1 protein-coding gene is annotated in these 15,491 nt (G+C 58.6%); it reads left to right on the plus strand.

Annotated features, from left to right (window positions below; translation table 11 throughout):
- Positions 1 to 123 precede the first annotated feature (123 nt).
- A complete protein-coding gene (locus tag A3K90_RS03925; RefSeq protein ID WP_303681268.1) occupies positions 124 to 15,375 on the plus strand; it encodes a hypothetical protein in 15,252 nt (5,083 codons plus the stop codon).
- The last annotated feature ends 116 nt before the right edge of the window (positions 15,376 to 15,491 follow it).

The raw sequence follows: 15,491 nt of genomic DNA on the forward strand, positions 1-15,491 counted from the left end.
ACTGATAATTATTCAGGAAGGAGCTTTACATTCTCAACGCTTGGAGGCAGTCAGGTCCTTGTCACCAGCGCTTCCGGCAGCGCCACGGGAATCGACACCCTCAAGGAGGTCGAGGTCATCACGATGGCTGACAAGACAATCCTCGTGGTTGGCGCCAGCGGGTATGCGAGCGTTGCCGATGCGGCGACGGCTGCAAGCACCGGTAACGTTCTGCTCATCGCTGCGGCAGCTCCGATTTCGATTGCGACTGCCGGTACGATCAGCACCAAAACCCTGACGGTCGCGAATTCGACCCTCTCGGAGATCAGCGATACGGCGGCCAACATCAGCGCCGCTAACTTCTCTGATGCTGCGCTTTCGGGCTTCACGACCATTACGAACACTAGCTCAAACGTGACGGCAACCCTCGTCGCTTCCGAGCTCGGCGAGAGGGCGGTCACACTTTCGGGTGATGGCCTCTTCCAGGTCACCGGTACCGTGGCGCAGCTGCTGGCGCTCGATTCGGCGGTGTACTCCAACACCGACAAGCTGATCCTCTCGGACAGCGCGAGCAATATCAGCGGCCTGACCACCACCCAGATCACCACCCTGGTTGACCGCGGCCTTGACCAGGTGCTTGTCAGCGACGGCGGAGCCGTCACCTTCACCATAGCGCAGACGAGAGCCTTCGGGAAGACGGACGCCTTTACCGACACCACCACGATCAATACCACCGACTCTGGTGTCGAACTTCCGGTGTTCACCTATGTCGCCTCCGCCGACGATGACCTTCTGACGGGTACGGCAAGCGCGGATACGATTGATGCCGGTGACAGTGCCGACGTAGTCAACGCCGGAGCAGGCGACGATACCATAACCGGTGGAGCGGGCAACGATACCCTCAAGGCCGAAGCCGGGGATGACCGGATAACGGGTGGCAGCGGAAACGATGCGATCGACGGCGGTACCGGCATAGACACTGCGGTTTATTCGGGCAGCTATGCCAACTACACCATTACCCGAGCTGCTGACAACTCTTCGCTGATCATTACCGACACGGTCGGCACAGACGGAACCGATACGGTCACCAATGTCGAGGTGCTGCAGTTCAGCAACCTCTCTGTGCGTGTGGTCGGTGCCGGCGGGTATGCCGACCTTGCTACCGCCGTATCGGCAGCAGGAGCCGGCAATGTAATTTTCCTCCCCTCCATCCAGGCGGTCACCGTTGCCGATGCGGCGCTTATCGCCTCGAAGAGCCTCTCCTTCAACGTGACGGTCAATACGCTGGCCGATACAACTTCTGCTCTGAGTGCAGCCACGCTGAATATGGCGGCGACCGGCTATACCCGCTATACGACCATTACGGCAACGGACTCCGGAGCGGTGAGTATGGGTGCCTCCGAACTGGGGAACCGGGCTCTGACCCTCAACGGGGATTTCCGGGTCACCGGCACCATTGCCCAGGTGCAATATCTCAATACCTCGACGGCTGCAAGCCAGGTGGACATCTTGACCGTCAGCGACAGCTCCGCAAATCTTGCAGCACTTACGGTTACCTCGATCAACTCGCTCAGGTCGACGTACGGGGTTGATGCTTTCGTCGGAAACGGCGCCATCAGTCTGACGAAGGCGCAGATCCAGGCCTTCTCCACGAGTTCCACGGCCACGCTACTGACACCCGGCGGCGACGTCACGCAAATCGGGACTTCTTCGAGTGAAACCCTCACGGCGCTGGGGACCTCGGACATCGGGTACTCGCTGGCGACCCTTAACACCCTCTCCGTCAATGGCATCGACATCGATGGTCAGATCATCGACGGCCAGGCTGGCAACGACTATATCACCGGCTCTTCGCTGACTGATGTCCTAAAAGGCGGAACCGGTTCCGACTACATCATTGGAGGCAACGGCTCCGACATCCTGCAGGGCGGTGGGGATAGCGATCTGTATTTCGTCAGTTCCGGCGATGTCGTTATTGAAAACACCAACGAGGGAACCGACGAGGTCCGCACCGATCAGACCTCCTACACCCTGACGGCTAACGTCGAGAACCTGCGCTATACCGGGACGGCGAACTTTACCGGTACTGGCAACACTCTCAACAACCTTATTTTCGGTTCCTCGGGTAACGATACCCTCAAGGGCGGAACGGGCGACGACACGCTCTTCGGCGGCGCCGGCGCGGATAGGCTTGAGGGTGAAGGCGGGAACGATACCTTCATTGTCGGCTACGACTCAAGGACCAGCCCTTACCTTTCAAGTTATACCACCGTTTCGGGCTCGATCGCGGACTATGCCAGCGACACCCTGATTGGCGGCACCGGGACCGATACCCTGCAGTTCCAGGGTACTGCTGACAATCAGGACCTGGTCGTGCATGTCAACACGACGGGCATCGAGCGGTTTGTTGTGCTGAGCCAGTATGGTAGCTCCACATCGGATGCCCTCGATATGAATCTCACCTCGCTCCTGGACGACGGCGAGGATCATACCCTTACCGTATATGCCAATACGGAAGTTTCTACCAAGGTGAGCGTCGGTTCGATCACCATTGACGGCGCCGAAATCATCGGAAGCACCGGCGCCAACACCTTGATTGGATCCGGCTATTCTGACGTGATACTCGGCGGATCTGCCGAGGACGGCCTCTATGGTGGAGGGGGAAGCGACTTCATTTATGGTGAGGAGGGTAATGACCAGATCTGCGGTGGTGATGGCAATGACATCATCGTCGGCGGAACAGGCAACGACAATGTTTACGGCGACGCCGGCAACGACCTCTTCGTCGGTGGTTCCGGAAACGACTACTTCTCCGGTGATGCGGGTGCCGACAAGGCCCTTGTGGCAACGGGATCGATCATCTCTGTCTCCGGTGATGATCGCTTTCTTGCTGTCGCATCGGCAACGGTCACCGGTACAGACGGTACAGACCGGTATGAAGGGGTCGAGGTCATCAACCAGGGCGGTTCTTATACCGTAGCGAATGTCAGCGGATCCGATCCCAGTCAGGGATTTACCATTACCCAGACTGACGGCACGAACGTTGACATGTCGTTCGCATTCCGCCTCTTCGCTTCGGACGGAGTAACACTGGTTGGTACATACAACTCGCTGGCAGGTGCCCTCAGCGCTGTGACCGTAACAAACGGTGTCACTTCGCAGGTCATCACCGTTGCCGACGGAGCGACCGTTGACTTGACCAGTTCGGGAAGCCTGGTTTCCGGCCTCACCATCATCGGATCGGGTACCGATTCGGCCGCCAGGTTTAGCGGTACGCTGAATGTCAACGTCACGAACTTCACCCTCGATGGCGTTCGCTTCGAAGCGGTAGCCGACAGCTCCACGGCAGTCAACATCACAGCCACTGGCGCAACGATCGACCATGTCACCTTCATCGGCGACAGCTCGCCGTCGTCTGCCGTCGGTGTAACGGTCGCTTCCACGGGCCTCGGCGTCACGCTGACGAATAACGACTTCGACAGTCTGACGACCGGCGTTGTGCTGCCTACGGATTATGCGGCTCAAGCAGTTATCACCGGCAACACGTTTGCCGACAGTACTACGGGTGTTTTCCTGGACGGAATGACGGGCGCTGCTGACGTATCCATCGACAGCAACATCTTCACCGGCAACAGCAAGGGCGTGGTGTTCGATGTCGGAACGTATGCAGCTGATTCTGAGCTGAGCATCTATGCGAACCGGTTCGACGTGGGGACGTCCGCCTCGGGCGTGTATGCGGCACTTGTTGCATTTGCCACCGGCGGTACGCTCGAGAGTGGCCTCGGGGCGACGCTTCCGTACAACACGTTCGAAACGGTTTCCACCGACAATACGAGCATCGCTATCAATGCCACCAATACGTCTGGTGCGGTATACCCGTTTGCCGGGGTCAGCTACATCGTTGCGGGTACCACGGCATCCGATGACACTGCGGTGTTCGACCAGCCTGACAACGGCCTGACGCTCGACCTGACCAACACGGCGGCGGTCGATTTCAATAATGATGGCGACACGGGGGATGCCTCGGAGGGTACCTACGTGGTCGGAACGCTCGGTGAGTCGAATGTCTATCTTTCGACCTCCGGTTCCGTCTCCACGATCGAGAATGTCACCGGCACGGCACAGGACGACGTCATCACGGGCGACAGTCAGGCCAACACCCTGCGCGGCCTTGAGGGCGAGGATCTGCTCTCCGGCGGAGCCGGCGACGACATACTCTACGGCGACGCGGGCGATGACGAAATCAACGGCGGTGCCGGCAACGACACGCTGTATGCCGGAGCGGGCGACGACACCCTCAACGGCGACGCCGGCAACGACCAGTACGTCGCCCTTGAGGTGTCCGGCACCACGAACTATTTCGTGGGCGGCGACGATACCGATACGGCGACCTTCAGCCGAACCATCTCCAGCTACCTGATCAACAGGGCCGACCATCTGCTGACGGATCTCGATGGTTCCCTTACGGCGAGTGAGGGCTTCACGGACGACTTCTTCAGCGAGTCGCCCGACGGGGTCGTCTACGGCACCGATTTCGTTGCGGGCGAGCCGATTTTCCAGGTCGATTACATCTTCACCGACGGAACACGCCAGACCGACTATGTCCAGGCCGAGAACCTCCAGTTCTCCGACGTCACCCTTGTCTGGGGAACGCTTGCTGAACTCGAGACTGCGCTCAGCGTTTCAGGCTTGGCTGATGCGGTTGATCCTTCGGCGTCCTTCCGGACCTACGATTTCGTCACCTCCAGCAACGGAACCACGCCGTTCACCTACAATGGCGGAGGTTTGCCGGAAGAACTCACCGATCCAAACTATGTCCTCGGCAGCACGGGTAGCGATACCGTGGTTGGCGGTGACGGCGCTGACGTGATCCTTGGCCGGGCGGGCGATGACAACATCACCGGCGGTATCGGTGCCGATTACGCAGATGGTGCTGAGGGCGCTGACAACTACTTCATCACGCCCCAGGTATACAACGATGACGGCGATACCTTTGTCGGGGATGAATTCACCACGAACGAAGTCATCAAGGACACCGGCTCGAGCAGCACCGACCTCGACGAGGTGCATATCATCGCCGGCGGTACGGTGCACTTCGACTGGGGTACCCTTTCGGGTGTCGAAGATGTCCTGTATGACAGCTACAAGGAAAGCGGCCGTTATACGGAAGACACCTCCGCTTCGGGCAACAGCGTCTATGCGACGAGTGGGCAGTTCGACGGTGTCAACAAGTTCCTTGCGGCCAACGGAAATTCGGATTACCTGGAAATCGAGTTTACACAGAATGACACCTCCCTTACACAGACGACCGTTGATGGTGTCGAGACGGTGGTTCTCGATACGCTCACGGACGGCACGGGAGGCGAGAACAGGCTCGATGCAGCCAACATCACTGACGACGCGATTATCTATGTCCGTGCCGGGGCTACCAGCGACAGCATCAGGGTCGACAATCTGGTTGCCGATATCCGGGGCTACTACGGAGGCACCTATGACGGGTACCTTGATGTGAATCTCAAAGTCGATGCCGGTTCGGTCAATATCCAGACCGGTTCAGACGGTACCACGGTTACAACCCGCAGCGGCAGTTCCGCCATCATCGATGCATACTACCTCGGCGGCAACCTCGATCTGGACGGTGTTGGTGCCGTTACGGTGACGAATGCAGGCTCTATTACGATTGACGGCTCCGACGATCTCAGTTTCGATTCAGACAGCTCCCCCCTGACCGGAACACTGGTCGTCACCACGAAGTACGGGGCAAACCTGCAGCTTCTGACGGGCACCAACAACACCACGCTCAACAGCAGCGGCGGCAGGGCCACCGTTGATGCGGCGGTACTCAACGACGATCTCCTCCTGACACTGACCGGATCTTCCGATGTTACCGTCAGCAATCTTCAGGGCAACGTTGCTGCATCGTCCAGTTCCGGCGTGCTCGACATCACTACCGCAACGACGGTCGGAGACGGTGAGGTCACCATCACCACCGGTACCAGCAACGCCACCATCACCGGCACGACCGACGGCCACACCGTGAACGTGGACGCCGATGCCATGTCGACTTACGATGTACTCGCTGTTGACGGTGCCGCGGACTTTGTCGTTACGAAGGTGGCCAGCGGTGTCACGGTCGATGCTGACGGCAACAGCACCGGCTCCGCTCTGCAGGGGACCTTGAGTGTGACCACGGATGCAGCGGCCACAAATGTTTCCGTCTATACCGGTGTTGCGGCGACAACGATCAACACGCTCTCGACTGCGGGTGGCTCTGTAAGCGTTCAGGCTGCGGTGCTTGCAAATGACACCACCCTCGACCTGAACGGCGCTTCCACCATCTATGTGAGTGGTCTGACCGGCGACGTAGATGGCTCGGGCATGACATCTGGTTCACTGGTCGTTGGGACCGCAGACAATACGGTCGACAACGATATTTCAGTCCTTGCCGGCAATACAGATGTTTATGTCAACACTGCGGGATCCAACGATACGGTCAATGTCGATGCAGCAGCACTGACCGCTTCGACGACCGAGCTCTATCTCGGCGGTTCGTCCAGCGTGGTCGTCACCAATCTTGTACGCAATCTGGACGCGAACGGGTTCGGTGTTTCTACAGGCTATCCGTACCTCACGCCGCTGAGCGGGTCGCTGACGGTCACCACCGGAGAGCTCGTCAACAACGGCGGCATTTCGTTCGTCCTCGGTTCTGGAGAGACAGTCATTGCGGCCGATGAGGTCAATACTGGTGCTGGTGTTGCAATCGATCTGACGATTGATGCGACCCTTCTGACAACGAACTCCCTGACTCTCAGCGGTGATGCCGAGGTGGCGGTCGATTATGTCAGCACGGACGTCAATGCCGGCTCGCTGACCGGCGGGCTTGATATTGATGCGGCCGTGAACGGCGGTACCTTCACTGTGACGACCGGTTCCGGCCATACGGTGGTCTCCGGCGCCACCGGCGCGACCATCACGGTCGAGGGCGACAATCTGGCGCAGGATTCTACGATATCGGGTGCCCTGGCGAGCGCCGAACTGGTTGTCGACGGTTCAGGTACGGTCACGGTCAACGACCTGCTTGCCGACCTGAACGCCGCGGGCTTCAGCGGAAGCCTCCTGACCGTCAACACGCAGGCGCTGACGGGTGACGGCACCAATCCCGCCATCGAGATCGTCACCGGAACGACGAACATGACGATCAACGGCGACGACTCGAACAATACCGACAAAGATGTCCTCGACATCCGTGTCGATGCTTCCGCCCTTGCCGGCCAGAGCGTCTCCGACGTCAACCAGAAGCTGACTCTTGCGGGTGACGCCGAGTACCTCATCAAGAATACGTCGACCGGCAACACCCTCTATCTCGACATCTACTCGATTGCCGACGACAACACCGTGGCCCTTGAGGGTACTGGCGGGTTCGATCTGACCGGTACGAGTGCAGATGTTGATGCGAGTGCACTTTCCGGCGCAGTTACGGTTCATACGAAGGATACCACTACCGATAATGGCGATGATATCATCGTTACCGCCGGTACGGGCGTGACGACGGTAGATGCGGTTGAGTCGGTCGACAAGATCACCCTTGAAGCAGGGCTGTTGCTGGACGATGAAGCCGATACCTACAACGTAAGCTCCTCGGATGATTCCGAGGTGATCATCAAGGGACTTGGTGATGTAACGGTCAATGCGCTGAAGGCCGACCTTGACGCCTCGACCTTCTCCGGAACGCTGACGATCAATCGCGGTCAGATCACCGGCGGCGCCATTGATGACGTCGACATTCAGGTCGGTGTCAGTGGCGCCCTGATCAATGCCGGGCAGGCCATTAATCTTACCTACATTGACGCCTCTGCGATGGGGGTCGACGGGACCATCACCCTGCTCGGTGACGGCGCCCCGATCGTTGTCGACAAGGTTGCGAGCGGTGCGGCAATCGACGCGACGGGTGGAACGGGCGGCTCGGCGCTGACCGGGACCCTCAGCATCACAACCGCAAGCGGTGCGACCGGAGTAGAAGTCAAGACTGGATCGGCCGCGACGACAGTGGCTGCCGATGCGGGTTCCCTCAGCGTCGACGCCACGGTACTCAGTGCCGCCCTGACGCTTTCCGGCAGCTCTGCCTACACGGTTACGAAGCTGGAGACCAACCTCGTCGCTTCTGCCACGAGCGGTACCATCACCGTATCGACGGACGCTATCACCGGCAGCGGCACGACGCCGAAACTGACCATCACTACCGGTACGGGCAACATGACCGTGAATGGTGACGACAGTGTCGATGGCAATACCACCGACCTCGACATCACCATCAACGCAACCAGCCTGTCGGACACCAATTCGGATACCGATCTCGTGCTTACTGGTGATGCCGAGTATCTCATCACGAGCACCGCCGGTACGGGCATGGTGACAATCGACGCGAGCGCCCTCGAGGCCGATGGTGGTCTCACCCTTTCCGGGACGGGCGATTTCCGCCTCATCAATACAACGCGTAACGTGCAGGCTCCGAATCTTTCGGGTCGCCTGCTTGTCGAGACCGACCAGGGCGCCGAGAACGACATCACGGTCACGGCCGGTACCGGTTCACTTGGCGTCAAAGCTGTCGACAGCAACGATGACATCATTGTCGATGCCCTGAATCTGACGGATGACGAATCCGACAATGAGATGTCGCTCGGCCTGAACAGCGGTACCGACGACTGGGAACTCAGTGCTGAGGGTGCAGGTACCGTAACGGTCAACAATCTCGACGCCGATCTTGATGCCAGCAGCCTTGCCGGCAACCTCACAGCGAACGTCACTGGTGGTACAGATGTCGACATCAAGCTGAACCAGACCAATGCACTGATCAATACGGATTCTTCATCCGTGACGCTCGATGCAACTGCCATGGGCAGCGGTGACACCGTTACCCTCAAGGACGGCGGCACCGTGAATCTCTTCAACGCAAAGAACGGCATTACCGTCGATGGCAGCAGTAGCTACACCGGCGCTTTGACGGTGAAGACCGCAAGTCTCGCAACCGGAGAACTCGTGACGGTCAAAACCGGCTCTGCTGCCACGACCCTCATCGGCAGCGGAGGCACAGTTAGCGTTGATGCTACGGTTCTCGCCGACAATACGAACCTGACGGTACAGGGCAGCTCGGCCGTGATGGTGACGAGCCTGCAGGGCGATGTAGTGGCTACCGACAGCACAGGAACGCTTGAGGTGACCACAGTCGCAAGCGCAAACCTGAACATTGGCACCGGTCATGGCAATGCGACAGTAACGGGTACCAGCGGTACGGTTGCGGTCAACGCCAATTCGATGGATGCCTATAAGACACTTACTGTTGACGGAGCTGCATCCTTTACGGTCTCAAATGTCAAATCATATGTGACAGTTGATGCTGACGGTGACGGAACCGGCAGCGCTCTTTCAGGTGCACTGACGGTCAACACGGCATCAGCCGCGGTCGGCGTGACGGTCCTGACCGGAACCCAGGCGACGACGGTTGCTACGGGCGCAACCGCTGGCGGCAGCCTTACGGTCGAGGCTGACAAACTGACCAACGACTATACCCTTACCCTTACGGGTGCTTCAACCGCACGAGTCAATGACCTGATTGGAGACGTCAACGCTTCGGCGCTTACCGGCACCCTCAAGGTATACGCCGCGGATAATACGACGGATAACGATATCACGGTCACCCTTGGCAATGCAAATGCTCTGGTGAGCGGTGCGTCTTCGATGACCACTCTGGACACGATCACCGTTCATGCGGCGAACATGCAGGCTGACAGCAATGTGCTGGTCCTTTCGGGTGCCGCGAAGATCGTTGTTGACGGACTTGTCGAAGATCTTGACGCGAACGGTGATACCTCCTATTCTGTCTCTGCCCTTTCAGGAGAATTGCTGGTTACCACCGGGGAGCTCACGGACAACTCCCGCTTGCAGATTGATTTGGGATCGGCAAGCTCGACCATTGTAGCTGACGAGGTCAATACCGGTGCCGGCAGCAATACTGAAGTCGTCATCAACGCCGCCTCGATGACCTCCAGCGGTGCGGTCCTCACCCTGTCCGGGGACGCGGAAATCGAGGTAGACAACGCGAAGAAAGACATCAATGCCAGTGCGCTTACGGGAGGCCTGGATGTCGACACCTACAGCGGGTACAACTTGACCGTCACGACGGGTAGCGGACACACGGTGGTCAGTACTGCTGTCTCCAATACCGTGACAATCAACGCCGACAAGCTGACGGTTGACTCCAACAGCGGAGCGGTCACCTATGAACTGGTCGTCGACGGTACTTCCGCGACAGGCCGCGCCGATGTCATCAATCTTGCTGCCGACCTTGATGCCAACTCTCTGGCCGGTGAACTTGATCTCGTGACGGCAGAGAATGCCTCAGTCAACGTGAAGACCGGCAGCAACAACAGCTACATCGATGCCAACGGCACCGGTAGCACTGTTACGGTCAGCGTCGCTTCCATGGGTAGCGGTGTCCGCCTGTATGCTTATGGTGAGGGCGACTTTACGGTGATCGATGCCGGAACGGGTGTTGTGATCGATGCCAACGGCAACACGCTTGAGAGTGTCAACAACAGTGCGCTCTCCGGCACTTTGGATGTTACAAAGAAGCTCAACGCCATAGGCACCGTTGTCTATACCGGAACAGCCGCGACGAGCATCACAGGTACCGGCGGCAGTTCAATGGTATATGCAGCAGACCTCGCCAACGATACGCTCCTGACCCTCAGCGGCAGTTCGACGACGACCGTGACAGGGCTGGTCGGCGACATCGATGCAGGCGGCTCGACAGGAACGCTTTCGGTCACGACCGCAAACAATGGTGTCGACAACGATATCGCCATCGAGACCAGTGCCGCAGCTACGACGATTGCGGCCAACTACTCCGGCGATACGGTAAATGTCGATGCAGCGGTGCTTGCCGATGGCACGAAACTGACCATTACCGGTGCCAGCAATTTTGCGGTCACCGCCCTGAAGGGCAACCTTGAGGCAGACAACGGAGCTGGTACGCTTGCAGTCTCCCTTGCCGATGCCACCGATGTTTCTGTGGATACGGACCGTGCCGCGACGATCAACGCGGCATCTCTTGCCGATGATCACACGCTCCAGCTGACCGGCAGCGGCACTCTTACGGTGAATAACCTCGTCGGCGATATCGATGCCAACGGCGTCACAGGCATCAACAGCGGAGCTGCCCTGACGGGTGCTCTGACGATCAATACTGCAGCGGTCAGTGGATCGGCAGCCGCGTCCGCGCTGACCATCACCACGGGTTCTGCGTCCACGACAGTCAACGGCACGGATTCGGTCGCAGATGATACCGAGACCATCGACATCACCGTCAATGCCCTGGCGCTTTCCGACAGCAGCGATTCCACGGTGCTCTACCTGCAGGGTACGGCCGAGTATGAACTGCAGAACAGTACCTACACCGCAGGCAAGAAAGTGCAGGTCAATCTCTCCGGCGCCGCTGATGCCGGCATCGTCAAACTGACGGGCGCGGGTGAGTACGACCTTGTCGAGACATCGACGAACATCAATGCGGGTTCAGCAACAGGTCCGATTACTGTCACGACGCGTGTTTCTTCTGCCGACACCATTACCGTGACTGCCGGAACCAACGACCTCACGGTCGACGCAGCCAACAGCGGTGACCTGGTGACGGTCAATGCCGCGAGTCTCGTCGACGACTACAACGATGCCGAGATTAGTTCTGGTAGCGTGGTGGGCAATGACGGCACCCACGATTCGTACGAACTGATGGCTGAAGGCGTGGGCCAGATTGTGGTGAAAGACCTCGGTGCCGACCTTGATGCATCGACGCTCAGTGGCAGCCTGGCGGTCACCCTTAAGACCAACAGCATGATGGGCTCCGTCAACGATGTTGACATCAAACTCAACTCTTCGAGCGCCTCAATCAACACGCTGGCCTCGGATGCGACTGCTGTCACCCTCGATGCGGCGGCGATGGGCAGCGGTGACACCCTTTCGCTTGCCGGTGTTGGCGCAGTCGAGATCTTCAACGCCGACAACGGCGTGACGATCGACGGCAAGACAGGCCTTACGGTCAACAGTTCGGTGGTTGATTTCGGCGGTACGCTCGACATCTATACTGCGGCTCTGGATGCTTCAGAACTTGTTACTGTGAAGACCGGATCGGCAAAGACTACCGTGAGTGGCGCCGGCTCTTCGTCGGCAACGGTGTCGATCGATGCAGGGAAACTTTCATCCAGCGCAAGCAGCGGAGATGACGACCTTGTACTGAAAGGCACGACGGCCTTCGTCGTCGCGGCGCTCGGCGCCAGCGTTGATGCGCATCTGGCAGAGGCAGTGGTGGACATCACGACCGAGGCTTCGGACTCGGTGGCTGATACGCTGGTCGTCATAACGGGTTCGGCCAATACGATGGTTACCGGCACGGACGCTTCTGACAAGCTTCAGGTCAACGCCAATGCTATGGCGACGGGCGATACGCTGACCATTGATGGTGCAGCGGACTTCGAGGTGACAAACATTTCGACGGGCATGACGGTCGACGCCGACGGTTACAGCAAGGGAGACAGTCCGCTTGCCGGTACCCTTATTGCAACGCTTGAAGCGGGCGCAACGGGCGTAACGGTGCTGACCGGCGACGAGGCTACGACTATCCATACTTCGGATAGCGGAAGCGTTACGGTGAATGCCGCGGCCTTGGACGACAATAAGCTTCTGACGCTTGATGGTGCGGCAAATGCCACCGTGATCGGCCTCATCGGCAACGTCGACGCCCATACGCTTACCGGCACTCTCGGCGTACAGACGGCCAACAACGCCAACGCGGATACGGTTTCGATCATCACCGGGCACGGCACGACTTCGGTCGACGCCTACGCCGGCGATACGGTCACCATCGGCGCAACCCTGCAGGAGGACAATGATGTCCTCACGCTGACCGGTAACGGCACCTATGTTGTCAATTCCATGAAGGGCGACATCGATGCTGGCAGCGGAACCGGAACGCTTACGGTCGATCTGGTCTCTCCTGGTGACAACACGATCACCGTCGACTCCGACAGGACGACAACCATCCAGGCCGGGCTCCTGTCGGCCGACAATACGCTTGTGCTCAAGGGTTCCGGCGACATTTCTGTGGTCCGGACGACCGGCGGCATGGCAGACGGGACCACAGATGTAGTGACGGACGGCCTGTATGCGCATGTAATCGATGCATCGCTGAGCAGCGGCTCGATTGTGGTCGAGACAGCGCCGATTGCCGGCACTACGACCGTGTATTCCGACGGCGTCTACCAGAGCGGTGCCGCCCTGACGGCAACCACCGGTTCGGGAGACTTTACGATTACCGCCGACGATTCCGTCGATGAGTCTGCGATTGCGAGCAGCACGGACAAGGCGACCGCATTTGCCATCATGGACGTCGTCGTGAACTCTTCGGCGATGGCGTCTGATGACATCCTGACCCTCAAGGGTGACGCCGAGTACTATCTCACCAACGTGAGCGCCATTGTCCGGGCGTCGGACGATGTGGACGGCACCATGGGAAGCACGACGGACGAGTATGCGGACGACGTAATGGTTTCCGACCCGGCGTCTGTAGACCGTGCCAACTTCCCGAACGACCTGACGGCCGTGGCGCCGGAAGATTCGACGACGGAGGTCCCATATGGCGGGATCGACTCAAACCTTTCGGCTCTGGCTTCGGGCAACGTCTCCATTACTGGTTCTGCGGGGGACAACATCTTCACCCTCGGCAGCGGTAACGACATGATCGACGGCGGTGCAGGCAGCGACTACCTGCGAGGTGGCGACGGCAACGACTGTATCTTCGGTGGTACGGGCAGCGACTACCTCTTCGGCGGTGACGGCAACGACATTCTTTTCGGCGGTTCCGGCAAGGACGGCAGCGACTTCATCAGCGGCGGTGACGGCATTGATACTGCGGTCTTCGTCTATACCACGATCGTTGAAGGCGAATACGTTCTGCAGCTCGGCTCCTCCGGCAATATCCTTACAGCTGATCAAGCGAAAGTAAGTGGCGCAGTGAGCGAGACCTACGTGTATTCATTTGACCGCACAACGAGCGCCCAGGGCAATCAGGTCGAGGTCGAGGTTACGCTGACGAGCGGCACGACGCATTATACCGACCGCGTGCTTGCCGATGTGGAGAAGTATCTTTTCATCACGCCAGATGACAACCCCTGCACCACCACTATTGAGGCAAAGGAGATTGACGACCTTGTCGGTTCGGTCATCAATGTGAATACAGGTGAAAAGTTCGCAACGATCCAGGCCGCCATTGACGACAGTGATACCCTCGACGCCCATGAGATCCTGGTCATGCCGAATTCCTACAACGAAAACGCCATCGTCTCGAAGGATCTCACCTTCTTCATTCAGTCGGGTTCGACAGGTGTCACACTGACGCTCGGTAACCATTACGATGCACAGACGGAGCATGTCCTTAATCTCTCTGTTCTCAGTGAGACGGACATCACCATCAACGGAAACGGCGGAGACAATACCATCACTCTGCTCTCCAAGTCCGACCTGGTAGGCTGGGACGACGCCAATGCTGCTGACGTGCATAATCTGGACACGAACAGTGCCCTCTCTCTGGACGGAACGACGTTCAATCTGATGACGGGTACATCGACCCTGCTCGGCCAGATCCATCTCTTCGACAACACAACCTATACGGTGTTCGGCCTTGAGGGCGACGACAACATCGTTCTCGATTCAAGCACGACCATGAAGCAGAACTTCTTTGGTGGCAGCGGTGACGACTTCCTCTCGAGCGGCCAGGGGCTTGACTGGCTCGACGGTGGATCGGGCAACGACACCATCATCTCTGTTGGCGGCGACGACCGCATCCTAGGCGGCAGCGGCGACGATCGTATCGTGCTTGCGACCCAGGATGATACCACAGGAGGAGACGGGCGTGTTCTGATTCTTCTTGGAGGCGGCAAAGACGAGGTTATCATCGGCGCCCTTGACAACACCGATCATCTGTATACGGCCGGCGTTCAGGGTATCGACATCGATGCAGTCATCGGAGACTTTGCGCGTGGCGACGACCGGATCAACATCGAAGGACTGCTTGACAGCCTGGGGGGCACGGTCGATCTCTCCGACCTCAACAACGGCAGCCATCTGCTGACGAACGGACAGATAAGTCTTGCCGGCTTCGATGCGCTCTATATAGATGACGATGGTGATAAGCAGATCCTTGATGCCGAAGGCATGCTCCAGCTGCTCGGTGTCAATACGGCCAGGCTGTCGGCATCCGATTTCATCTATGGCTGTGATGGCACCTGGAGGGATGAATACGAGTCCCTGCTGGGTCTTTCGGAGGCCGGTTCGTCAGCGCTTGCCGTTTAATCAGTAATCAAGCCGGTCTTTCGGGACCGGCTTTTTGGCATTTTTTTCTTTGAACCTTGTTGTCAGTTTCCCAAATCCATAAGCCTTTGCGGTCCGGAGGATTCGAGATGGCAGTA

Source organism: Pelodictyon luteolum (assembly GCF_001622165.1).
In the GTDB taxonomy this organism is placed as follows: Bacteria; Bacteroidota; Chlorobiia; order Chlorobiales; family Chlorobiaceae; genus Chlorobium; species Chlorobium luteolum_B.